The sequence below is a fragment of the Pedobacter sp. Leaf41 genome (genome assembly GCF_001422545.1).
GTDB lineage: Bacteria > Bacteroidota > Bacteroidia > Sphingobacteriales > Sphingobacteriaceae > Pedobacter.
Genome location: NZ_LMLE01000006.1, coordinates 61117 through 84507, shown reverse-complemented (window position 1 = coordinate 84507; position 23391 = coordinate 61117). Strand labels below are relative to the sequence as shown.

Below are 23391 nucleotides of genomic sequence, written 5' to 3'. Positions count from 1 at the left end.
TTAAAACAAAAAGGGCTGCTTCAAATAAATGAAACAGCCCTTTTAAAAATATGAAGTATATTATGCTTCTACTTCTTCTTGTTTCGAAGCCAATAACTTATCGTATTCTTCTTGAGAACCAACAATGATTCTTTCGTAACCACGTACACCAGTACCTGAAGGGATTAAGTGACCAACGATCACGTTTTCTTTCAAGCCTAACATGTTATCGCGTTTACCTGCAATCGCTGCCTCATTTAATACTTTCGTAGTTTCCTGGAACGAAGCCGCAGAAATGAACGATTTAGTACCTAATGATGCACGAGTAATACCTTGTAAGATAGAACTAGCTGTTGCTGGTCTTGCATCTCTAACCGTGATCTGTTTCAAATCTTTACGTTTCAATTGAGAATTTTCGTCTCTTAATCTACGCAATGATACAATTTGACCTGGTTTTAAATCTGTCGAGTCGCCTGCATCTTCCACAACTTTTTTGTCGTACATTGCATCGTTCTCTTCTGCAAAATCCCAACGATCTACAGCGTTATTTTCTAAGAAAATAGTATCACCTGGATCTTCGATGTGAACTTTCTGCATCATCTGGTGAACAATTACCTCGAAGTGCTTATCGTTAATTTTTACACCTTGCAAACGGTAAACCTCTTGAATACCATTTACTAAGTATTCTTGAACCGCTGCCGGGCCTTTAATTGATAAGATATCTGCAGGAGAAATTGAACCATCTGATAAAGGCATACCGGCTTTCACAAAGTCATTATCCTGTACAAGGATGTGTTTCGACAATGGAACAAGGTATTTTTTAACTTCACCATCTTTAGATTCGATTGTAATCTCACGGTTACCACGTTTAACACCACCTAAAGTTACTACACCATCAATCTCAGTTACTACAGCTGGGTTTGAAGGATTACGAGCCTCAAATAACTCCGTTACACGAGGCAAACCACCTGTAATATCTCGGGTTTTACCAGTTGCACGAGGAATTTTAGCGATAATCTGACCAGTTTGAATCGCTTCGCCTTCATCAACTGAAACGTGAGCACCTACTGGAATGTTATAACCTTTGATAAATTCACCTTTCTTATCAACGATTTGAACAGAAGGGTTTTTAGTTTTATCACGTGTATCAATAATTACTTTTTCACGGTGACCAGTTTGCTCATCTGATTCTTCACGGAAGGTAACACCCTCAATGATCGCATCAAACTGTGCTTTACCGGCAAATTCTGAAAGAATAACCGCGTTGTACGGATCCCACGAACAAATTTTATCTCCTTTAGATAACTTATCTCCTTCTTTTACGAACAAGAAAGCACCATAAGGAATGTTGTTGGTAACGATCACTCTGCCTGTACCTGGCTCAACAATTTTAAACTCACCTGAACGACCCAATACAACTTGTACTGTACCATCTTCAGTTTGTGTATCAACTGTACGGATATTTTCGAATTCGATAACACCATCAAACTTAGCAACAATGTTTGATTCTGCAGCAATGTTTGATGCAGTACCACCCACGTGGAAAGTACGAAGTGTTAACTGTGTACCCGGCTCACCGATTGACTGTGCTGCAATTACACCAACTGCTTCACCTCTTTGAACACGTTTACCAGATGCTAAGTTACGACCATAACATAATGCACAAACACCACGTTTAGCTTCGCAAGTTAATACTGAACGAATTTCAATACCTTCTAAAGGAGATTCTTCGATCAATTTAGCAACTTCTTCATTAATATCTTCGCCCGCACCTACTAATAATGTATTATCCAAAGGATTGTATACATCATGTAATGAAGTACGACCTAAAATTCTATCAAATAATGGTTCAACGATATCTTCCTGATCTTTTAAGGCAGTAGTGTACATACCTCTTAAAGTACCACAGTCGTTATCGTTAACAATCATATCCTGAGCAACGTCATGTAAACGACGAGTTAAGTAACCCGCATCCGCCGTTTTTAAAGCCGTATCCGCCAAACCTTTACGAGCACCGTGAGTAGAGATGAAGTACTCTAATACCGATAAACCTTCTTTAAAGTTTGATAAGATCGGGTTTTCAATGATATCACCACCTGAACCTGATTTTTGAGGTTTCGCCATCAAACCACGCATTCCGCAAAGCTGACGAATCTGCTCTTTCGAACCACGTGCACCTGAATCAAGCATCATGTAAACTGAGTTAAAACCTTGGTTATCCGACGATAACTGAGTCATAACGAAAGTAGTTAACCTGTTGTTGATACGAGTCCAGATATCGATAATCTGGTTGTAACGTTCGTTGTTGGTAATGAAACCCATGTTATAGTTGTTTCTTACCTCTTCAACTTCAGCTGCAGCCTGCTCTAATAAAGTATGTTTTTCTACCGGGATGTTTACGTCCTGTAAGTTGAACGATAAACCGCCTTGGAAAGCCATTTTGAAACCTAATTCTTTGATATCATCTAAGAATTGAGAAGCACGGGCCATACCAGTCATTTTTACTACTTCACCGATAATATCTCTTAACGATTTTTTAGTCAACAACTCATTGATATAACCTACCTCTTCAGGTACCAATTGGTTAAATAATACTCTACCAACAGTAGTCTCTGTTAATTTATTAACGATAGAACCATCGTTTTGCTTAACATTTACCCTCACCTTGATGAAAGCATGGAGATCTAATTCTTTCTCATTGTAAGCAATAATTACTTCCTCTGGAGAATAGAAATTAGAATCCTGTCCTTTTACTACTCTTGTATCATCAGTTCTACGGCCTTTAGTAATATAATAAAGACCCAAAACCATATCCTGAGAAGGTACTGTAATTGGTGTACCGTTTGCAGGGTTTAAGATATTGTGTGCAGCCAACATTAATACTTGGGCTTCCAAAATTGCTGCGTTACCTAGTGGTAAGTGGACAGCCATCTGGTCACCATCAAAATCGGCGTTGAATGCAGTACAAACTAACGGGTGTAATTGGATCGCTTTTCCTTCAATTAATTTTGGCTGGAAAGCCTGAATACCTAATCTGTGTAAGGTAGGTGCACGGTTTAATAATACCGGGTGACCTTTCAATACATTTTCTAAGATATCCCAAACTAATGGATCTTTTCTATCAACGATTTTCTTAGCAGATTTAACTGTTTTTACCACACCACGCTCAATCATCTTACGAATAATGAATGGTTTGTAAAGCTCAGCAGCCATATCTTTAGGAATACCGCACTCGTGTAATTTGAGGCTAGGCCCAACAACAATTACCGAACGAGCTGAATAATCCACACGTTTACCTAATAAGTTCTGACGGAAACGACCTTGTTTACCTTTCAAGATATCTGAAAGTGATTTCAAAGCACGGTTACCTTCAGTTTTAACCGCGTTAACTTTACGTGAGTTATCGAATAACGAATCTACAGCTTCCTGTAACATACGTTTCTCGTTACGTAAAATTACCTCTGGTGCTTTAATCTCGATCAAACGTTTTAAACGGTTGTTACGGATAATTACACGACGGTATAAATCATTTAAATCTGAAGTCGCAAAACGACCACCTTCTAATGGTACTAATGGACGTAATTCTGGTGGAATAACCGGAACGATTTTAACAATCATCCACTCAGGGCGATTCTCAATACGTGTATTAGCACCACGGAAAGCTTCAACAACCTGAAGACGTTTTAAAGCCTCATTTTTACGTTGTTGAGAGGTTTCGTTAGCAGCCTGGTGACGTAAATCATAAGATAAAGTATCTAAATCAATACGTTTTAATAAATCTTCTAATGCTTCAGCACCCATTTTGGCGATGAATTTATTAGGATCTTTATCGTCTAAGTATTGGTTTTCTTTAGGTAATTTATCTAAGATATCTAAATATTCTTCTTCCGTTAAGAAGTCCATATAGTTGATACCTTCTTCGGCCATTAAGCCTGATTGAATAACTACGTAACGCTCGTAATAGATAATTAAATCTAATTTTTTAGTAGGTAAACCTAATAAATAACCGATTTTGTTTGGTAACGAACGGAAATACCAGATGTGCGCAACAGGAACCACCAAAGCGATGTGTCCCATACGCTCACGACGTACTTTCTTCTCTGTTACCTCAACACCACAACGATCACAAACAATACCTTTATAACGGATACGTTTGTATTTACCGCAATGACATTCGTAATCTTTTACCGGACCAAAAATACGCTCACAGAACAAACCATCACGCTCAGGTTTGTAAGTACGGTAGTTAATGGTTTCCGGTTTCAACACCTCACCGCTTGAACGTTCCAAAATAATTTCTGGAGACGATAAGCTAATCGTGATTGATGTGAAATTGCTTTTTAATTTATTATCCTTTTTGTAAGACATATCTCTTTCTTTAATGATCGAAGGATTGAGTGATTGAATGATTGAATGACAGCTACCCATCATTCACTCATTCACTCATTCTTTCATTCAATTAGTCTAACGTAATATCTAAACCTAAACCACGTAACTCGTGTACCAATACGTTGAACGATTCTGGAACACCCGGGGTTGGTAGGTTTTCACCTTTAACAATGGCTTCGTAAGTTTTCGCTCTTCCGATTACATCATCCGATTTAACGGTTAAGATCTCTTGAAGAATATTAGCTGCACCGAATGCCTCTAATGCCCAAACCTCCATCTCACCAAAACGCTGACCACCAAACTGGGCTTTACCACCCAATGGCTGTTGTGTAATTAATGAGTATGGTCCGATTGAACGGGCGTGCATCTTATCATCAACCATGTGACCTAATTTCAACATGTAGATAATACCTACAGTTGTAGTCTGATCGAAACGCTCACCTGTTAAACCATTGTATAAGTAAGTTTTACCTGAAGCAGGAACGCCCGCTTTAGCAATCCACTCTTCTACCTCTTGGTGTGTAGCGCCATCAAAAATTGGAGTTGCGAATTTCACACCCAATTCCTGACCTGCCCAAGCCAAAATAGTTTCATAGATCTGACCAAGGTTCATACGTGAAGGTACACCTAGTGGGTTCAACACAATATCAACCGGAGTACCATCAGCTAAGAAAGGCATATCTTCATCACGTACAATACGTGCTACAATACCTTTGTTACCGTGGCGACCCGCCATTTTATCACCTACTTTTAACTTACGTTTTTTAGCCACATAAACTTTTGCCATTTGTACAATTCCCGATGGAAGCTCATCACCTACACTAATCGCAAATTTATCGCGTTTGTAAGCTCCAAGTTCTTCGTTAACACGGATACCGTAGTTGTGAAGCAACATTTTAATCATCTCATTTTTGTCGTCATCAGTTGTCCATTTGTTAGGGCTGATGTGCGCAAACTCAAGATCTGCTAAAATTTTCTGAGTAAATTTAGCGCCTTTAGGTACTAATAATTCTTTGTAAATATTAAATACACCTTGAGATGTTTTTCCATTTACAATTGTGAATAATTTGTCTACTAATTCTGCTTTTAACTTCTCAGTGATGTTATTGTAGCTCTTATCTAATTTCTCAATTGCCGATTTTTCTTCAGCTTTTGTAGTTTTCTTAGCACGGCTGAATAACTTAGTATCAATTACCACACCTTGAATTGAAGGAGGAGTTTTTAAAGACGCATCTTTAACATCACCTGCTTTATCTCCAAAAATTGCACGTAGTAATTTCTCTTCTGGTGAAGGATCAGATTCTCCTTTTGGAGTGATCTTACCAATTAAAATATCACCCTCTTTTACATCAGCACCAACACGGATAATACCGTTTTCATCTAAGTCTTTTGTAGCCTCTTCAGAAACGTTCGGGATATCTGGTGTTAATTCCTCTTCGCCACGTTTAGTATCACGTACTTCTAATTCAAACTCTTCAATATGCAATGAAGTGAAAACGTCATCACGAACAATACGCTCGTTAATTACAATCGCATCCTCAAAGTTGAAACCTTGCCAAGGCATGAAAGCTACTTTCAAGTTTCTACCTAATGCCAATTCACCATTTTCTGTTGCATAACCTTCACAAAGCACTTGTCCTTTAGTAACTTTCTGACCTTTCTTAACGATTGGTTTTAAGTTGATACAAGTATTCTGGTTGGTTTTTTTGAACTTAATTAAACGGTAAGTTTTGCTATCACCTTCAAATGAAACTAAACGATCATCTTCGTTACGCTCATATTTAATTGTGATTTCGTTAGCATCTACATACTCAACAACACCATCACCTTCAGCGTTGATCAATGTTCTTGAGTCACGGGCAACGCGACCTTCCAAACCTGTACCAACAATTGGTGCTTCAGGACGTAACAATGGTACGGCCTGACGTTGCATGTTCGATCCCATCAAAGCCCTGTTCGCATCATCATGTTCTAAGAACGGAATTAACGAAGCAGCAATTGAAGTAATCTGATTAGGAGCAACGTCCATTAAGTCTAATTTCTCAGGCTCAATAATCGGGAAGTCACCCTCATAACGTGCTTTAACGCGTGGTGTTATAAAGTTACCTTTATCATCATATTCTGCATTAGCCTGAGCAATGGTTTTACCATCTTCATCTTCTGCAGATAAATAAATAACGTCTGAATCAACCACTACCTTACCATCTTCAACACGTTTGTATGGTGTTTCGATGAAACCTAAATTATTGATTTTCGCATGCACACAAAGTGATGAGATTAAACCAATGTTTGGTCCCTCAGGAGTTTCGATAGTACATAAACGACCGTAGTGAGTGTAGTGAACGTCACGTACCTCGAAACCAGCTCTTTCACGTGATAAACCACCTGGACCTAAAGCTGATAAACGGCGTTTGTGCGTAATCTCTGCTAATGGATTCGTTTGATCCATAAACTGAGATAACTGATTTGTACCAAAGAAAGAGTTGATCACTGATGATAACGTACGAGCGTTAATCAAATCAGTTGGTGTAAACACCTCGTTATCGCGAATGTTCATACGCTCACGGATTGTTCTAGCCATACGGGCTAAACCAACACCAAATTGTGCGTACAATTGCTCACCTACCGTACGTACACGACGGTTTGATAAGTGATCAATATCATCCACTTCTTCTTTTGAGTTGATCAATTTGATCAAATATTTAACAATTGCAATAATATCTGCTTTTGTTAAAACTTTAACCTCATCAGGGGTATTCATTTTCAATTTACGGTTAATGCGGTAACGACCAACATCACCTAAATCGTAACGTTTATCCGAGAAGAATAAACGATCAATGATACCACGAGCAGTTTCCTCATCAGGTGGTTCTGCGTTACGCAAAGCACGATAGATGTTTTCAACAGCTTCTTTCTCTGAGTTAGAGGTATCTTTTTGTAATGTATTATAAATAATGGTATAATCTGCCTGACTAGCGCCATCTTCTTTTGATAAGATGATGCTTTTTACGCCAGCTTCGATAACCATATCAATGTGTTCGTCTTCTAAAACGGTTTCTCTTTCAAGAATCACTTCATTACGGTCGATAGAAACTACCTCACCTGTATCTTCATCTACAAAATCTTCAACCCATTTCTTTAAAACTCTTGCAGCCAGTTTACGACCGATATATTTCTTTAAACCTGATTTACTAACTTTTACTTCGTCAGCAAGATCAAAAAGTTCTAAGATGTCTTTATCAGAATCGTAACCGATAGCACGTAATAAAGTGGTAACCGGGAATTTTTTCTTACGATCGATGTAAGCATACATCACGTTATTCACGTCAGTAGCAAACTCGATCCATGAACCTTTGAAAGGAATAACACGGGCAGAATACAATTTGGTTCCGTTAGTGTGACGGCTTTGGCCGAAGAACACACCTGGAGAACGGTGTAATTGCGAAACGATAACACGTTCTGCACCGTTGATAACAAATGTACCTTTTGGTGTCATATACGGGATAGTACCTAAATACACATCCTGAATAATGGTTTCAAAATCTTCATGTTCAACATCGTTACAAGAAAGCTTAAGCTTTGCTTTTAATGGAACATTGTAGGTTAATCCACGCTCAATACACTCGTGTATATCGTAACGTGGCGGATCAACAAAATAATCAAGAAACTCTAATACGAAGATATTTCTTGAATCTGTTATTGGAAAGTTTTCAGCAAACACTTTAAACAAACCTTCGCTAGAGCGATCGTCTGATGTGGTATCTATCTGGAAAAATTCTCTGAATGATTGCAATTGCACATCCAGAAAATCCGGATAGTCTATAATGTGCTTACTAGTTGCAAAATTTACTCTTTGTTCGACTGTCTTTGCCAATGGACTAAAAGATTTTAGTTTAAGAATAAACTATTTGTTTGGTTCGGATTTTAAACAGGCTCATTAACCAAACAAAATGAGATGTTTATAAACAGGTAAAGACACCAACATTTTCAGTCGGTGTCTAATACATTTTTAGCCTAGCTAAATTAAGTGATTACTTAATTTCAACTACTGCTCCAGCTTCTTCTAATTGTTTTTTAAGAGCTTCTGCTTCGTCTTTAGTAACACCAGCTTTTAATTCTTTTGGTGCTCCATCAACTAAGTCTTTAGCTTCTTTCAAACCAAGACCTGTTAAGTCTTTTACAAGTTTAACAACTGCTAATTTAGCGCCACCAGCTTCTTTAAGAATTACATCAAAAGATGTTTTTTCTGCAGCAGCAGCAGGTGCATCACCACCAGCAGCAGGACCAGCAACTACAGCAGCAGCTGCAGGCTCGATACCATACTCGTCTTTTAAGATTTGAGCTAATTCGTTAACTTCTTTAACGGTTAAGTTTACTAATTGCTCAGCAAACGATTTTAAATCTGCCATTTTATTAAGATTTTAAATTTTTACGTAAAATAATTTTGTTTTATTTGCGAACTTAAGGTGTTCGTTAACCTTCTCTTTCTTGAAGAGTTTTAACAATTCCTGCAATTTTGTTACCGCCTGATTGAAGCGCAGATAGAACATTTTTAGCTGGTGATTGTAATAATCCAATGATATCGCCAATAAGCTCTTCTCTTGATTTTAAGCTTACTAAGTTATTCAATTGATCATCACCAACATATACTGATGAATCTATGTATGCTGCTTTAAGCACAGGTTTATCAGAAGTTTTTCTCAAAGTTTTAATCAACTTAGCCGGAGCGTTTGCTGTTTTTGAGAATAATAATGATGATGAACCTTTAAGCGCTTCGTATATCTCAGAAGCATCGCCATCTAAACCTTCAATCGCTTTGCGAATTAAAGAGTTTTTAGCAACCTTCATAATGATATCACCTTCGAAACATTTGCGGCGGATGTTATTAATCTGCTCAACAGAAAGGCTAGAAGTATCAGCAATATAAAAATTGCCATACTCTTGCATTTGTCCTTGTAGTTCTAAAACTACGTCGTTTTTTTCTTCTCTGTTCATGATTAAATCCCCGCTACTGATTTAGTTTCAATTGCAATCCCAGGACTCATTGTAGAAGACACGTGAATGCTTTTAAAATAAGTTCCTTTTGCAGCAGATGGTTTTAATTTTGAAATTACTTGAATGATTTCAAGTGCATTCTCATAAATTTTGTCTGCTGGGAATGATACTTTTCCTATCGAGGCGTGTATGATACCCGTTTTGTCTACTTTAAAATCGATCTTACCTGCTTTAACCTCAGTTACAGCTTTACCAACTTCGTTAGTTACTGTACCTGATTTTGGGTTAGGCATTAAGTTCCTTGGACCTAAAACACGGCCCAATTTACCTACCTTAGCCATACAAGCTGGTGTAGTGATAATAATGTCTACATCGGTCCAACCACCTTCAATTTTAGCAACATACTCGTCTAAACCAACGAAGTCTGCGCCAGCTGCTTTCGCTTCTTCTTCCTTATCAGGAGTTACTAAAGCTAAAACACGTACAGTTTTACCTGTACCGTGTGGTAAAGTAGCAATACCACGTACCATTTGATTGGCTTTACGCGGATCTACTCCTAAAGATACATCAATATCAACTGAAGCATCGAATTTAGTAGTAGTGATTTCTTTTACCAAAGCAGCAGCATCCTTCAAAGTATAAGCTTTACCAGCTTCTATTTTAGCATGTGCCTTTTTTTGATTTTTAGTTAATTTCGCCACTGTTGTAAACTGTTTTTTAATTAATTGTTCCAGGGTGCGTCACCAGAAACGGTGATTCCCATACTGCGTGCTGTTCCAGCAACCATACTCATTGCAGATTCGATTGTAAATGCATTTAAATCAGGCATTTTATCTTCAGCAATAACTTTAATCTGGTCCCAGGTCACCGACCCAACTTTTTTACGGTTAGGCTCAGCAGAACCACTCTGTAATTTAGTAGCATCTTTTAACTGGATAGCTACCGGAGGGGTTTTGATGATGAAATCGAATGACTTATCAGCATAAACAGTAATTACAACTGGCAATACTTTACCTGCTTTATCTTGGGTACGAGCGTTGTACTGTTTGCAAAACTCCATAATGTTCACCCCTTTAGCACCTAATGCAGGTCCTACTGGTGGCGATGGATTTGCCGCTCCGCCTTTGATCTGTAATTTGATCATTGCACTGACTTCTTTTGCCATTTTGTGTTTTTTGTTTATTTAAAACTCAATGTTAAATATTGGAAGCATGTAACATTTATTTTCCTTATAGTTCCTATAAAACTTAAAGGACTGCAAAGATATGGATAATCTTGCAGTCCTACAATAGATTAGGAAAAATATATTTTATATTATATCTTTAAGTTTTTAATACCTAGTTTCCACTTTGAAATATGTATCAAACAGATCCCATAAATCTATAATAGCTTTTCTCCCTTTTCTACCAGGACATTTTTCATTATAATAATCTGGTGCATAAAAAAATAATTCTTTAATACTATCTTTAGTAATAAGATGTAGATAAATCTCACCACCATCTGATATTGCGTACCTAGAATGTTTTTCACCACAGCCTTCTCCATCAATCTTATCATCGTTAATATCCCACATTTTTAACTTGGAAGATTTAGACCAAAATTGATTTAAACTATCTAAACTTAAATAATGGGGGTTAAAAAATACGTTAATGTCAACAGGTATAAAATATATCAAATTTCCATTTTTCTTTAAAAACATATCTCTAAATGCTTTTGGAATATTTTTAACCTTATGATCCAGTTTTGTATTACTTTTATAGGTATAGGTTGTTATGGTGTCCCCTACCTTACTCAAAATTCTATAGCTTGGAATATTAAAAGTACCTACAAATTGTAATATATAAGTACTGTCTGCATTTTTTTGAAAAAATTCATGCAGGGGGGTTATGCCTACGTTATTCTGTGCTTTAGCATCCAAAGAAAAAAAACTAATTATAAATAAACAGATTATAACTCTCATAATTATTGTTTTTTGGGGCATAAAGGTGTACTATTATCGGCAAAACCATAATGATGAGCATTTTCCAAACCTTTCATTGTAGAAAAGTCCATTGTTAGATTTGTTGCTCCAATTTTAAAAGTATCATTCTCATAATTCTCTTTCCATAATGATGTACCTTGAACACCGCTCCAAGCCATTGCAGTAGCTTCTTTTAAATCTAAGTTAGGATAAATAGATTTCATAATATTTACAAACGGTGTAATATAATTTTTAGAAATATCCTCATGATTTTGTCCATGATTAATAGTGCTCCCTTTTTTATACTGTAGGTAAGCATGCAATGTTTCATGTATTATGGTTGCAACAGCATATTCTTGTGTTGAGTTCTTTAACACATCTTCATTTAGTAAGATTGAACACTTGAAAATACCCCCATCATAATTATATCCTGTAGTTCTGCCATCAACTACTTTCCCTTTATTATCATATAGTTCGGGTACGTTACTAATACCTACTTTTACCTTAGTGTTCGCATCCAAACTGGATATAATTTTACTAATTGTATCTGTAAAGTTTTTGCCACTTACTCCCTTTGCTTTCGCAAGTGCAGTCTTTAAACACTCATTGGTTAAACTATCAATAATCTCCCTATTTACGTTATTTTCTCCTGTTCCAGTGCTACTGCCACCACCATAAGAATTATTTCCCGTACAAGTAGTATATAAATAACTCTCAGAAATAACCTGTCCAGTATTCCCATTAAAAGTTGTCCAGTACCAATCTGTACATACTGGCTCAACAGGTACTTCTGGTGGTGCTTGCATAGTCATTAAAAGTTTATCTCTTAGCCCAATTGTTCCATTCTGAAAAAACTTAACTTTCAGTTTCGAACTGACCTTACCGTTAATAAATTGTTGTCCATATTTAAACGTGTGTGCAGCATCTAAAACTAAAACATTGCCGGTAAAATTACTATTCAAATCTTTTCCACCTTGAAATATAACTGTCAAATCTCTTATCGTTTCAGGTAAATCAGCATTTACAACTTCTATTAACTTAGCTGAATAACTTCCTAGTGAATCAGCAATAATCAATTGTGAAACAACCCTATTATTTCCTGTTTCCAATTTGAAATTTGAAGGCATAATTAAATAATTTATCTCCTTATCTTTAAAATATCTCGACTTTATCCCAATTAGGTATATAAAAAATATTTTTCTCTGACGAAAACCAACTCTTTGCATGTGAAATGAGTTCAGTGTTTGAAATCATACTTTCGCTTTTCTTACACGAATTAAAGATAAATAACGAACCTACCACCGAGCAGCAGAAGAACACAAAGCGTTTTGAAAATAATCTTTTCATTTTGTTAATTTAGATTCTTAGAATAAATGACTTTTTGAGAGATGAGATAAACGAATATACTAATAAAACTTATTTTACAAAATACCATGAACGCAAAAAGCTTTCCCTCTTGAGGAAAGCTTTTATTATATCTTAAAAAACGTAGATCTAAAACCTACAATCGTAAATCAGCTTATTCTTTTTCTACTTGCATGTAGTTAAGTTCCAATGGTGTTTTACGACCGAAAATCTTAACCATTACTTTTAATTTTTTCTTCTCTTCGTTCACTTCTTCAATCACACCAGAGAAACCATTGAAAGGTCCATCCATAACTTTAATACCTTCACCAACATAGTAAGGCACATTCATGGTTTCGCCTTGCTCGCTCATTTCATCAACCACACCTAAAATACGGTTAACTTCTGCCTGGCGCATTGGAATTGGATTACCAGCTTTATCACCTAAGAAACCAATAACACTATTAATTCCTTTAATGATGTGCTCTAATTCTCCATCTAATGTTGCTTCGATTAAAACATAACCAGGATAAAAGTTACGTTCTTTGGCAATTTTCTTACCATCTTTCATTTGGTAATATTTTTCCATCGGTATTAAAACCTGAGGAACCAAATGAGAGAAACCTAAACGGCTGATCTCAGCATCAATGTATTGTTTTACCTTCTTTTCTTTACCGCTAACCGCCCTTACAACGTACCACTTTAGATCGCTCATTAGTAAATATTAATTAGAAAGTGATTTATAAAAAGTATCTAACACAAATGTAGAGCCTTTATCCATTGCAAAAATAACCAATGCAATAATTAAAGAAGCCACTAAAACAAGAATCGCAGAGCTTTGCAACTCTCCCCAAGTAGGCCATGTAACCTTATTGGTCATTTCATCGTATGATTCTTTTATAAACTCAACTACTTTAGCCATATTTATTATAATGATTAAATGATTGAATTAGTGAGTGAGAGAATGCTTAACATTCAATCATTAAAACATTCACTAATACAATCATTATTTTTTGGCACGGGAACAAGGATTCGAACCCTGATCAAAGGTTTTGGAGACCTCTATTCTACCGTTGAACTATTCCCGTGGATAAAATTAGCTAATTAGCATAGAAGCCAATTAGCTAATTTTTATATAATAGCTTAAAATTAAGCTAAGATTTCAGTTACCTGACCAGCACCTACTGTTCTACCACCTTCACGGATAGCGAAACGTAGACCTTTTTCCATTGCGATAGGAGAAATCAATTTCACAGAAATTGTAACGTTATCACCTGGCATTACCATTTCAGTACCTTCAGCTAGTGAAATTTCACCAGTTACATCTGTAGTACGGAAATAGAATTGAGGACGGTATTTGTTAAAGAATGGCGTGTGACGACCACCTTCAGCTTTTGATAATACATAGATCTCAGCTTTGAAATCAGAGTGAGGAGTTACTGAACCTGGTTTACAGATTACCATACCACGACGGATATCAGTTTTCTCAATACCACGTAACAATAAACCTACGTTATCACCAGCTTCACCGTAATCTAAAATTTTACGGAACATCTCAACACCAGTTACTGTAGATTTTAAGTTCTCAGCACCCATACCTAAGATCTCAACTGGATCTCCAGAGTTGATTACACCACGCTCAATACGACCTGTAGCAACAGTACCACGACCAGTAATTGAGAATACATCTTCAACAGGCATTAAGAAAGGAAGTTCAGTTAAACGTGGAGGAATTGGAATGTAGCTATCAACAGCATCCATTAATTCCATAATTTTACCAACCCATTTAGCATCACCGTTTAATCCACCTAATGCAGAACCTTGGATTACCGGAATATCATCACCTGGGAAATCGTAGAAAGATAACAATTCACGAACTTCCATTTCAACTAGTTCTAATAATTCTGGATCATCAACCATATCCACTTTGTTCATGAATACAACCAATGAAGGTACACCAACCTGACGAGCTAACAAGATGTGCTCGCGAGTTTGTGGCATTGGACCATCAGTAGCAGCAACAACGATAATTGCACCGTCCATTTGAGCAGCACCAGTTACCATGTTCTTCACATAATCCGCGTGACCTGGACAGTCAACGTGTGCATAGTGACGGTTAGCTGTTGAATACTCAACGTGAGCTGTATTGATTGTAATACCTCTTTCTTTTTCCTCTGGAGCAGAGTCAATTGAATCGAATGAACGTGCCTCAGTTAAACCAGCATCAGCCAAAACTTTTGTAATAGCTGCTGTTAAAGTTGTTTTACCGTGATCGACGTGACCGATTGTACCGATGTTTAAGTGCGGTTTACTGCGGTCAAATTTTTCTTTTGCCATTTTATTTATAACTAATTAGTAGGTTAACTTTTTATTATTTTTATTTTTTGTTATTTCAACACAAAAAACCTTGTCTACTCTGTAATATATAACAGATTTAACAAAGCTTTATTACACCTGAGCCAACTATGGGAATTGAACCCATGACCTCTTCCTTACCAAGGAAGTGCTCTACCGCTGAGCTAAGTCGGCTTTTCCAATTATCAATCTTCAGTTTTGTCAGTTATCATAAAACTGCAACCTTTAATTGCCAACTGCTCAACTTTATTGGAGCGGAAGACGAGGTTCGAACTCGCGACCTATAGCTTGGAAGGCTATCGCTCTACCAACTGAGCTACTTCCGCTTTTAACAAATGATAGAATGATTGATTTGGGAATGATTGAATTACTATACTCACTCATTTTCTTATTCACTCATCCACTCATTAATCGTGGGGAGAGAAGGATTCGAACCTTCGAAATCTTGCGATAACAGAGTTACAGTCTGTCCCATTTGGCCGCTCTGGAATCTCCCCTACTTTATTTTAAAATACCAACACTTTAAAATAAAAGAGCCTCCTATCGGAATCGAACCAATGACCTACTGATTACAAGTCAGTTGCTCTACCAGCTGAGCTAAGGAGGCTTTTAATTTTGTGCAATGATACGAAAAATCTTCATTTTTCATACTATTAGCGTGTTTTTTAAAAACTTTAATCTTTTAAAAGAACTTACCTTTTCTTTGTTGCTTAACACCGTTTCCGAAAGGGAATGCAAATATACACACTTATATTTCACTTCAAAATAAATTTGAAAAAAAATAGCGAACATTTTCTGTTCGCTACCCTATAAATTATACTTTATTTAAATATACACTTAATAATCAGTCGCTTCGCTTTCAGTTAAAATTGCTTTATGCTCACTTAATTTTGCACGTGTTTTTTCTTTGTGCTTCGTGATTTGTTTCCTCAACGACTCAATCGCTAAATCAGTCGCCTCTTCAAATGATTTACATTGTTCTTTAGCGAAGAGTGTTCCACCCGGCACAATGAGTTTAATCTCACTGATCTTATTGGCTTCATCCTCTACGTTCTCTAATTTTAAATACACTTCGCCGCTAATGATTTGGTCAAAAAACTGATCTAGCTTATTTGCCTTTTTCTGGATAAAGTCTAACAACTTACTATCTGCACTGAAGTGGATTGATTGAACTCCGATTTTCATTTTTCCTCCTTTTTTTACGCCTTTGGATGGGCTTGTTTATAAATTGTTTTTAATCTTTCAATTGAATTGTGGGTGTAAACCTGGGTTGCAGCCAAACTGGCGTGGCCCAAAAGTTCTTTAATGGCATTTAAATCTGCTCCTGCATTTAACAGGCTTGTCGCATAACTATGCCGCAACACGTGTGGACTTTTCTTTTCATTGGTTGATATGTGGTTTAGGTATGAGGTTACAATACGGTATATTAGCTTTGGATATGCCACTGCACCTGTATTCGTAACGATTAAGTTAAACAAATTGTTATTAAAATTCTGCAATTTTTTTTGATCAATGTAGCTATTGATCTGATTAATAAGTTGTTTATTTACTGGAATAATTCGCTCCTTATTTCTTTTACCCAACACCTTAATCGTTCCTGAATAAGTATCTACATCAGCTTCTTTTAATTGAATAAGCTCAGCCAGTCGGATTCCTGTACCAAAAAGTAATTCGATAACCAAATGATCTCTAACAGATTCAAAACTATTATCAAAATAATTTTCCGAATCAAGCAAAACGTTCATTTTCTGCGAATCAACAAATACCGGAAGACGTTTTGGAATTTTAGGAGCCTTGATTAAAAGTGTAGGATTTTGACTTACCTGCTCTTCCCGCATTAAAAACTTATATAAACTTCTTAAAGCAGAAATTTTTCTGTTGATCGTGTTCTCTGAAGTTTTTCGCTCCATCAAATCAACCATATAGCTTCTAATGTGCGTATGCTTAACTTCTGTAAAGTTTATTTCGAAAGTGGTATGAATGTATTGCTCAAACTGATCCAAATCAGTTTGATAGGAAGTGATGGTATGCGAAGAATAGCGCTTCTCGTGAGTTAAATAGGTAATAAAACTTTTTAGCAACATTTAATATCTCCTGCCAGGTATAGATATGAAGTTACAAATTGTTTTGATATAAAGAAATCATTAACTAATTGTTTATTGTAAAGATTTCGATGATAGCCTAAAACAAAAAAGTCCCGACCTAAAAGATCGGGACTTTAATATTCTATATCGTGAACAACTTATGAAGTTGTATCTTGATTCATATTCTGAATGTAAACAGCATGTTTAATTTCAGTACGACGAGCAACGGATTTTTTCTCGTATGCTTGGCGACTACGTAGTTCTCTCAATACACCAGTTTTTTCAAACTTTTTCTTGAAACGTTTTAGGGCTTTATCTAATGATTCGCCGTCTTTAATGTTAATAATGATCATAACGCTGAAATACCTCCTCTCGTGGTTTTTAAATTATTCCCCTATTAGCGGGGCTGCAAATGTAAGTAAATAATTGAATATGAGAAAGATTTTTAAAAACAAATTTTATTCAAACATTAATTGTTTTATAATGATCTTTAATTACTTTTAGTGATACATTTAATATATGACAACCGGTAAGAAAACAATCTCGATCATTGCAGTTTTAGTAATTATTATTTTAGGCATAGTATTTTACTATCGTTATTTCTTCGTTTTTGGCGAAGGTGTAAAAGCTGGCGAACTTAACTTTGTTGTTAAAAAGGGTTATATCTTCAAAACCTACGAAGGAAAAATAATTCAGACCGGCTTGAGATCACGAACTACCGGAAGTGTGCAAAGTAATGAATTCGAGTTTTCAATTGCAAACAAAGAACTTGCTGAAAAGATGATGGCCAATAGCGGTAAATTTTACGAGCTGCATTATAAACAATACAATCATGCTTTACCCTGGAGAGGATTTAGCGAATATGTAGTAGACAGTATTATAACCGCTAAGTAGTCTTTAGTCTTTAGTCTTTAGTCTTTAGTCTTTAGTCTTTAAATCAACTGACCTTTGCTCAACTTGTTTTACAAATAACAGATTTAACTTTTCTTTTTCGGAACTTTTGCGCCTTCTTTTTTCGCCTCCGATAAACCAATGGCTACCGCTTGCTTCTTGGAAGTTACTTTCTTGCCAGATCCTGTTTTAAGCTTTCCCTCTTTCATCTCATGCATCGTTTCCTCAACCTTTTCTCCAGCTTTTTTAGAATATTTTGCCATAGCTTTTGTGATTAGTCATTAGTCATTAGTCAAAACCGCAGTTAACAAAGCTTGGTTTTAAAAATTTAGCAAAAAAAAATCCGGAGGTGGTTAAACACTCCGGATTACTCATAATGTATATTTGGTTTAATAAGTTTGAGATCGAGGTTGAGCTTAAGCAATGCTAAATCTTAACCTAAGCCTTAGCTTCAACTAATTCAATATTTCTCTGGCGATAACGATCTTTTGTATTTCTGATGTGCCCTCTCCTATTGTACACAATTTACTATCGCGATAAAATTTCTCTACCGGGAAATCTTTGGTATAACCATATCCCCCAAAAATCTGAACTGCTTCTGTAGCCACTTTAACGGAAACCTCCGAAGCGAAATATTTAGCCATAGCCGATTCTTTCGTCATCGGCAAATGCCTGTTTTTTAAATCAGCTGCCTGTCTGATTAACAATTCTGAAGCTTCAATTTCAGTCGCCATATCAGCTAGTTTAAAACTTATGGCCTGGAAGCTGGAAATAGGTTGTCCGAATTGCTGGCGTTGTTTCGAGTAAGCAACTGCAGCATCAAAAGCACCCTTTGCAATTCCTAAGGCTAATGCGGCAATAGAAATCCTTCCCCCATCCAATACTTTCATCGCTTGTTTAAACCCTTCGCCTACATTACCCAACACATTGGCTTTAGGCACACGGCAGTTATCAAAAATCATTTCTGTAGTTTCTGAGGCCCGCATACCTAATTTATTTTCTTTTTTGCCTGCCGAAAAACCTGGCGTTCCGCGTTCCACCACAATTGCAGAAATCCCTTTCGAACTTCCCTGCTCCCCTGTTCTTACCATTACAACTGCAATGTCTCCACTTTTACCATGGGTGATCCAGTTTTTTGCGCCATTAATGATGTAATCATCGCCGTCTTCAACGGCAGTGGTCATCATCCTTAATGCATCAGATCCGGTATTGGCCTCTGTTAAACCCCAGGCACCAATCCATTCGGCAGTAGCTAGTTTTGGTAACCACTTTTGTTTTTGCTCCTCATTGCCGAAAGCCAAAATATGCCCCGTACAAAGTGAATTGTGTGCAGCAAGTGATAATCCAATAGAACCACAAACTCTCGCCACCTCTACAATTACATCAACATATTCTTGATAACCCAAACCCGAACCACCATATTCTTCAGGAACTAACACACCCATTAAACCCAAATCGCCTAATTGCTTAAACAACGCTACAGGAAAATGTTGCGCTTCATCCCATTCCATAATATTTGGACGTATGTTTTTCTCAGCAAAATCGCGGACCATAGCCTTTACATTTTGTTGAGTTTCTGTTTCTGAAAAATTAAAGCTAACGCTCATTAAATTTATATTTTAAGTTAGTTCTGGCAATTATAAACAATTATTTCATAGTTAATTGCCATTATAAATTTGCATGTATACAGAATGAAATGGTATTCGGTTCAATAACATTAATGATTAATTTTAAAGGTATAAATACGGCACAGCAGCTATTTTATATTTTTTAGTTCATTACGTATGAATTTTAGTTATTTGCAAAAGTTTAAATTAAATAAACCCGATTAAGCAGAAATACTTTTTTTTGAAGAAACCTTGAAGGTACTGTAATGCTGAGGCACGAAGCAGCTGCAACCGAAGCATAACAAAAGTTAAAAAAAGATTGGAGTGAAAGCGGGAGTATCGAAACCGATTAGCACCTCAATTGCTTTTCTAAAAAGATATATAAGGTGTAATTTTATCGATTAATTCTTGATTGAGGATCAGGACTTTCTTTAAATCAGCCGGACCACTATAATTCCCATGCTGTTTTCTGTATTGGATAATGGCATTGATCTGTTTGTAGGAAAGATATGGATTCCCTTTCAAGTCGTTAAATTGTGCGGTATTAATATTGAGGATTTTTAGCGCTACCGGACTTACTGAAATCTGATTTTTAATCTCCGCGTAACGAACCGAATCTAAACCATAAACTTCCATTAGCTGCTCTTTTTTATGGAAACCACCTAAACGTTCCCGATACTTTAAAATTCGATTAGCAAATGTACCACCAACACCTTTTATTTCATCAAGCTGGGCAGAATCTGCAGTATTGATATCGATAATTGTAGGAGGTTTTTTAACATATTCCTTTTTTTCAAAACCAAAATCTTTCTTTGGATAATGGCTGGCCTGATTCTCAATGTTAACAAATGGAAATAGTTTTCTATACATCTTTGGCGAAATGGTGTACATCTTTTGAAGATCTTCAGCCTTATAGAATTTACCGCCTTTATTAGTATAATTCACAATAGCTTGCGCCTGTTTTACAGATAAACCTAAAGATTGCCATCCTTCAACACCTAAACTATTCGGATCAAAATTAAATAGTTTTGCCTTCCTGGATCCTCCCGAACTTTCAATTCGATCTCTGTTATAATGAAAATCTTGTTGGTCGGTTATTTCTAATTTATGGATTTTGGCTAGTAAATCAGGACTGTCCTTTTCTACCGTTTGCACCTTCTCGTATATAATAGGTATCGCCTTTAATATGATGATAATAAATATCAACAACAGTAATCCATTGAATTCGCCCTTACTGAAACCAAAATGTTTATTGAGCCAAATTCTCATGTGTGATATGACGTGTGTATTATAAATATAAATCTTATTTTTGGGATTGCAAAGCTCACGGGTTTTAGCTATCAACAATCTAAGAATATTATATGAAGATCATTACTACCTCTGAGTTTGCGAAGGCAACCAAGATAGATAAACTCGGTGTGCCAGGTTTGGCCGGCTTGATGATGGAGCTCATGAAACTGAATGACATTAACGATGTTTTTGCTCAAAATCAACACTTTAAAGGCTTAGAATTTGTAGATAAGATTTTGGAAACCATTGGAGTTTCTATTGAATTCGACGAAGATGATTTAAAGAGCATCCCTAAAACGGGGCCATTTATTGCCATTGCAAACCATCCTTATGGCGGGGTTGAAGGTTTGGCCCTAGTGAAACTTTTATGCACTGTCCGTCCGGATGCGAAGGTAATGGTCAATTTCATTTTGAAAAAAATACCTAATCTAGATGAATTTTTTGTAGCGGTAAATCCCTTTGAAAATGTACAACACTCATCGAGCATAAGCGGTTTAAAAACTACTTTCGATTTACTTAGAAATGGAATACCAATAGGAATATTCCCTGCGGGTGAAGTTTCTACCTTCAAATTAGATGCGCAACAAGTTACCGATAGAATGTGGCATCCGGTAGTTGGGAAGCTAATAGCGAAGGCAAAAGTTCCGGTTGTTCCCATTTATTTCCACGGTAATAATGGCGTTTTATTTAATATTTTAAGCTTTATTCATCCTACCCTTCGTACTGCTAAACTTCCATCTGAGTTTTTGAATAAACAGGGTTTAACCATCAAAGTTCGTGTTGGAAAAGCGATTGCTCCATCAGAGGTTTCGCACATGAATAGCAGCAACAAGCTAATGGATTTCCTTCGTGCCCGTACCTATGCGCTTGGCGTTGGTTTAGATCAGGAAAGAAGATTATTTAATCCGCTTAAATTATTTAAGATTAAGAAAAAGCCAGCAGAGATTATTGAAGAAACTTCTCGTGAGTTGATTAAGACCGAAGTGAGCAAGCTGGAAGATTTTAAAGTATGGACAGAAAAAAACTACGAGGTTTATATTGTTCCTACATTAAAAATTCCAAACATTTTACGGGAGATTGGTAGACTTAGGGAAATTACTTTTCGCGAAGTTGGTGAGGGAACCAATAAAAAAATCGATTTAGATAATTACGATATTTATTACAACCACCTATTTATTTGGGATAAGGATCTCGAAAATATTGTAGGTGCCTACAGAATTGGAAAAGGAGATGAAATTTTAGAAAGCATGGGTCGCAGAGGTTTTTATCTTTCCGAACTTTTTAAAATGAAAGATCAGTTTTACCCTATGCTAAAACAAGGCATTGAACTGGGCAGATCGTGGATTAGAAAAGAATATCAGGGTAAACCGCTTCCATTATTCTTATTGTGGAAAGGTATTTTAAAGTATCTTATTGATAACCCTCAATACAGATATATGTTCGGACCGGTGAGTATTAGCAATAGTTTTTCTAAATTTAGTAAGGCGCTGATTGTTGATTATATCACTAAAAACCATTTTGATTATGAAATGGCGAAATACGTTAGGCCACGTAATAAATTCAAAGCAGATTTGCTTCCAATCTCAACCGACACTTTGGTTGACAGCAGTGAATCTTTTAAAGATTTAGATAGCATTATTGGCGACATTGAAAATTCGCATATTAAAATCCCTGTTTTATTAAGGCAGTATATGAATTTGAATGCGAAGATCATTTCTTTCAATATAGATCCGAAATTTTCAGATTGTCTGGATGGTTTCTTAGTAGTAGACACACATAATATTCCGCCAGAGATGTTGGAAAAACTAGGCAAAAACTTATAGCTTTAAAATAAAAATACCCAGACATCCATCTGGGTATTTTTGTTATCAACTAACCTAAACTTTATAAATACTAACCAAATATTTATGCCACAAATATGAGGATGTATTGTTAAGAAGAAATTAACTCTCTGTTATAAAATTTGCAGAAAATTTAAGCACCTAGATGATAAATTTCTGCTCTGCCTTAATGTAAGCTAGTCTAATGCCTTCCGCATAATAATGTCAGTTTGCGCTTCATCGCCCATTTTAAATACATGCTTACTAAATGGAACAAAACCATTTTTTTCATAAAACCTGATTGCCTTAGGGTTTTATTCCCATACGCCTAGCCACATCGATTTTTTATGGGATTGATATGCAATTTCGATTGCCTTGTTATAAAGCAATTGCCCAACGCTTTTACCATGGTATTCGGCTTTCACATAAATGCGCTCAATTTCTAATGAGTCGCTTTCCTGAAGCTACCATTGACGTTATTTGTTAAGTAGCTATAAATAAGCGGATTAAGCTCGACTTATTTTTGCAGTTTTTAAGGCCAAAGTACTGTTTCTCCGTTCTACTTTAAACCGGCCTAACAAATTTTTGGGGCTGTACTGTTCAAGCCCAAGCAGAAACTTTAATACAGAAATTTTCAGCCGGCAATTTTGTTTCTTTTGTTGTCAAAAGAAAAAAGC

The 23391-nt window shown here is 36.3% G+C and carries 20 protein-coding genes and 5 tRNA genes; 2 read left to right on the top strand and 23 right to left on the bottom strand.

Annotated elements, in window-relative coordinates:
* Positions 1-60: 60 nt before the first annotated feature.
* The 19 genes from rpoC to rpsU all read right to left on the bottom strand — a co-directional run bounded on the left by rpoC (position 61) and on the right by rpsU (position 17459).
* Positions 61-4347, bottom strand: a complete 4287-nt coding sequence (rpoC, locus tag ASE92_RS07555) for a DNA-directed RNA polymerase subunit beta' (RefSeq protein ID WP_056850016.1) — start codon at positions 4345-4347, stop codon at positions 61-63.
* Positions 4348-4438: 91 nt separating this feature from the next.
* Complete coding sequence (rpoB, locus tag ASE92_RS07550) at positions 4439-8242, bottom strand: DNA-directed RNA polymerase subunit beta (protein ID WP_056849502.1); 3804 nt, start codon at positions 8240-8242, stop codon at positions 4439-4441.
* A 157-nt stretch (positions 8243-8399) separates the two neighbouring features.
* Positions 8400-8777 (bottom strand): 50S ribosomal protein L7/L12, encoded by a 378-nt coding sequence (gene rplL / locus ASE92_RS07545; RefSeq protein WP_029279312.1) that lies wholly within the window; start codon positions 8775-8777, stop codon positions 8400-8402.
* Positions 8778-8841: 64 nt separating this feature from the next.
* On the bottom strand, positions 8842-9363 hold the full coding sequence (gene rplJ, locus ASE92_RS07540; protein WP_056849501.1) for a 50S ribosomal protein L10: 522 nt from the start codon (positions 9361-9363) through the stop codon (positions 8842-8844).
* Between the two features lie 2 nt (positions 9364-9365).
* Complete coding sequence (gene rplA / locus ASE92_RS07535; protein ID WP_025143259.1) at positions 9366-10064, bottom strand: 50S ribosomal protein L1; 699 nt, start codon at positions 10062-10064, stop codon at positions 9366-9368.
* Positions 10065-10084: 20 nt separating this feature from the next.
* Positions 10085-10528, bottom strand: a complete 444-nt coding sequence (rplK, locus tag ASE92_RS07530) for a 50S ribosomal protein L11 (RefSeq protein WP_010601094.1) — start codon at positions 10526-10528, stop codon at positions 10085-10087.
* Positions 10529-10693: 165 nt separating this feature from the next.
* Positions 10694-11323 (bottom strand): hypothetical protein, encoded by a 630-nt coding sequence (locus tag ASE92_RS07525; RefSeq protein ID WP_157255685.1) that lies wholly within the window; start codon positions 11321-11323, stop codon positions 10694-10696.
* Positions 11324-11325: 2 nt separating this feature from the next.
* Positions 11326-12549, bottom strand: a complete 1224-nt coding sequence (locus ASE92_RS07520) for a SprT-like domain-containing protein (protein ID WP_157255684.1) — start codon at positions 12547-12549, stop codon at positions 11326-11328.
* Positions 12550-12842: 293 nt separating this feature from the next.
* Positions 12843-13382, bottom strand: coding sequence for a transcription termination/antitermination protein NusG (nusG, locus tag ASE92_RS07515; RefSeq protein WP_029283241.1), 540 nt, complete (start codon positions 13380-13382; stop codon positions 12843-12845).
* 9 nt (positions 13383-13391) lie between these two features.
* The gene (secE, locus tag ASE92_RS07510) at positions 13392-13589 is read right to left on the bottom strand and encodes a preprotein translocase subunit SecE (protein WP_025143264.1); all 198 of its coding nucleotides are present in this window, start codon (positions 13587-13589) and stop codon (positions 13392-13394) included.
* Between the two features lie 92 nt (positions 13590-13681).
* Positions 13682-13755 (bottom strand) — tRNA-Trp (locus ASE92_RS07505).
* Positions 13756-13816: 61 nt separating this feature from the next.
* Positions 13817-15004, bottom strand: a complete 1188-nt coding sequence (gene tuf / locus ASE92_RS07500; protein ID WP_056849498.1) for an elongation factor Tu — start codon at positions 15002-15004, stop codon at positions 13817-13819.
* A gap of 120 nt (positions 15005-15124) precedes the next feature.
* Positions 15125-15196: transfer RNA gene (locus tag ASE92_RS07495), tRNA-Thr, on the bottom strand.
* A gap of 76 nt (positions 15197-15272) precedes the next feature.
* Positions 15273-15348, bottom strand: a tRNA-Gly gene (locus ASE92_RS07490).
* 88 nt (positions 15349-15436) lie between these two features.
* Positions 15437-15519, bottom strand: a tRNA-Tyr gene (locus ASE92_RS07485).
* A 37-nt stretch (positions 15520-15556) separates the two neighbouring features.
* Positions 15557-15629 (bottom strand) — tRNA-Thr (locus ASE92_RS07480).
* Between the two features lie 230 nt (positions 15630-15859).
* Entirely contained in the window at positions 15860-16207 is a 348-nt protein-coding gene (hpf, locus tag ASE92_RS07475; RefSeq protein ID WP_056849497.1) for a ribosome hibernation-promoting factor, HPF/YfiA family, read from the bottom strand.
* Between the two features lie 14 nt (positions 16208-16221).
* Positions 16222-17106: a tyrosine-type recombinase/integrase gene (locus ASE92_RS07470; RefSeq protein WP_056849496.1), complete on the bottom strand. Its 885-nt coding sequence runs from the start codon at positions 17104-17106 to the stop codon at positions 16222-16224.
* Between the two features lie 158 nt (positions 17107-17264).
* Positions 17265-17459 carry a 30S ribosomal protein S21 gene (rpsU, locus tag ASE92_RS07465; RefSeq protein ID WP_010601088.1) on the bottom strand — a complete coding sequence of 65 codons (195 nt, stop codon included), beginning with the start codon at positions 17457-17459 and terminating at the stop codon, positions 17265-17267.
* Between the two features lie 166 nt (positions 17460-17625).
* On the opposite strand from rpsU, the gene ASE92_RS07460 reads away from it, so the two are divergent.
* Positions 17626-18000 carry a hypothetical protein gene (locus tag ASE92_RS07460; protein ID WP_056849495.1) on the top strand — a complete coding sequence of 125 codons (375 nt, stop codon included), beginning with the start codon at positions 17626-17628 and terminating at the stop codon, positions 17998-18000.
* Between the two features lie 83 nt (positions 18001-18083).
* On the opposite strand, the gene ASE92_RS21350 is transcribed toward ASE92_RS07460, so the two are convergent.
* The 3 genes from ASE92_RS21350 to ASE92_RS07450 all read right to left on the bottom strand — a co-directional run bounded on the left by ASE92_RS21350 (position 18084) and on the right by ASE92_RS07450 (position 20873).
* The gene (locus ASE92_RS21350; RefSeq protein ID WP_200926367.1) at positions 18084-18260 is read right to left on the bottom strand and encodes a DUF6496 domain-containing protein; all 177 of its coding nucleotides are present in this window, start codon (positions 18258-18260) and stop codon (positions 18084-18086) included.
* 192 nt (positions 18261-18452) lie between these two features.
* Positions 18453-19604 carry an acyl-CoA dehydrogenase gene (locus ASE92_RS07455; RefSeq protein WP_056849494.1) on the bottom strand — a complete coding sequence of 384 codons (1152 nt, stop codon included), beginning with the start codon at positions 19602-19604 and terminating at the stop codon, positions 18453-18455.
* Between the two features lie 369 nt (positions 19605-19973).
* On the bottom strand, positions 19974-20873 hold the full coding sequence (locus ASE92_RS07450; protein WP_056849493.1) for a ComEA family DNA-binding protein: 900 nt from the start codon (positions 20871-20873) through the stop codon (positions 19974-19976).
* 92 nt (positions 20874-20965) lie between these two features.
* Here ASE92_RS07450 and ASE92_RS07445 point away from each other — a divergent pair, with 92 nt between their 5' ends.
* On the top strand, positions 20966-22717 hold the full coding sequence (locus tag ASE92_RS07445) for a lysophospholipid acyltransferase family protein (RefSeq protein WP_056849492.1): 1752 nt from the start codon (positions 20966-20968) through the stop codon (positions 22715-22717).
* A 311-nt stretch (positions 22718-23028) separates the two neighbouring features.
* Here ASE92_RS07445 and ASE92_RS21470 read toward each other — a convergent pair whose 3' ends face one another.
* On the bottom strand, positions 23029-23154 hold the full coding sequence (locus tag ASE92_RS21470; protein WP_255352342.1) for a GNAT family N-acetyltransferase: 126 nt from the start codon (positions 23152-23154) through the stop codon (positions 23029-23031).
* Positions 23155-23391: the final 237 nt, after the last annotated feature.

What these genes read in the sequence shown, in the direction of transcription:
- nusG (WP_029283241.1), bottom strand. Translation starts at nt 13,382, where the DNA reads ATGAGCGATCTAAAGTGGTACGTTGTAAGGGCGGTTAGCGGTAAAGAA.
- ASE92_RS07460 (WP_056849495.1), top strand. Translation starts at nt 17,626, where the DNA reads ATGACAACCGGTAAGAAAACAATCTCGATCATTGCAGTTTTAGTAATT.
- secE (WP_025143264.1), bottom strand. Translation starts at nt 13,589, where the DNA reads ATGGCTAAAGTAGTTGAGTTTATAAAAGAATCATACGATGAAATGACC.
- rpsU (WP_010601088.1), bottom strand. Translation starts at nt 17,459, where the DNA reads ATGATCATTATTAACATTAAAGACGGCGAATCATTAGATAAAGCCCTA.
- ASE92_RS07455 (WP_056849494.1), bottom strand. Translation starts at nt 19,604, where the DNA reads ATGAGCGTTAGCTTTAATTTTTCAGAAACAGAAACTCAACAAAATGTA.
- ASE92_RS07525 (WP_157255685.1), bottom strand. Translation starts at nt 11,323, where the DNA reads ATGAGAGTTATAATCTGTTTATTTATAATTAGTTTTTTTTCTTTGGAT.
- ASE92_RS07470 (WP_056849496.1), bottom strand. Translation starts at nt 17,106, where the DNA reads ATGTTGCTAAAAAGTTTTATTACCTATTTAACTCACGAGAAGCGCTAT.
- ASE92_RS07445 (WP_056849492.1), top strand. Translation starts at nt 20,966, where the DNA reads ATGAAGATCATTACTACCTCTGAGTTTGCGAAGGCAACCAAGATAGAT.
- tuf (WP_056849498.1), bottom strand. Translation starts at nt 15,004, where the DNA reads ATGGCAAAAGAAAAATTTGACCGCAGTAAACCGCACTTAAACATCGGT.
- hpf (WP_056849497.1), bottom strand. Translation starts at nt 16,207, where the DNA reads ATGAAAATCGGAGTTCAATCAATCCACTTCAGTGCAGATAGTAAGTTG.
- ASE92_RS07450 (WP_056849493.1), bottom strand. Translation starts at nt 20,873, where the DNA reads ATGAGAATTTGGCTCAATAAACATTTTGGTTTCAGTAAGGGCGAATTC.
- ASE92_RS07520 (WP_157255684.1), bottom strand. Translation starts at nt 12,549, where the DNA reads ATGCAAAGAGTTGGTTTTCGTCAGAGAAAAATATTTTTTATATACCTA.
- ASE92_RS21350 (WP_200926367.1), bottom strand. Translation starts at nt 18,260, where the DNA reads ATGGCAAAATATTCTAAAAAAGCTGGAGAAAAGGTTGAGGAAACGATG.
- rpoC (WP_056850016.1), bottom strand. Translation starts at nt 4,347, where the DNA reads ATGTCTTACAAAAAGGATAATAAATTAAAAAGCAATTTCACATCAATC.
- rplJ (WP_056849501.1), bottom strand. Translation starts at nt 9,363, where the DNA reads ATGAACAGAGAAGAAAAAAACGACGTAGTTTTAGAACTACAAGGACAA.
- rplL (WP_029279312.1), bottom strand. Translation starts at nt 8,777, where the DNA reads ATGGCAGATTTAAAATCGTTTGCTGAGCAATTAGTAAACTTAACCGTT.
- rplK (WP_010601094.1), bottom strand. Translation starts at nt 10,528, where the DNA reads ATGGCAAAAGAAGTCAGTGCAATGATCAAATTACAGATCAAAGGCGGA.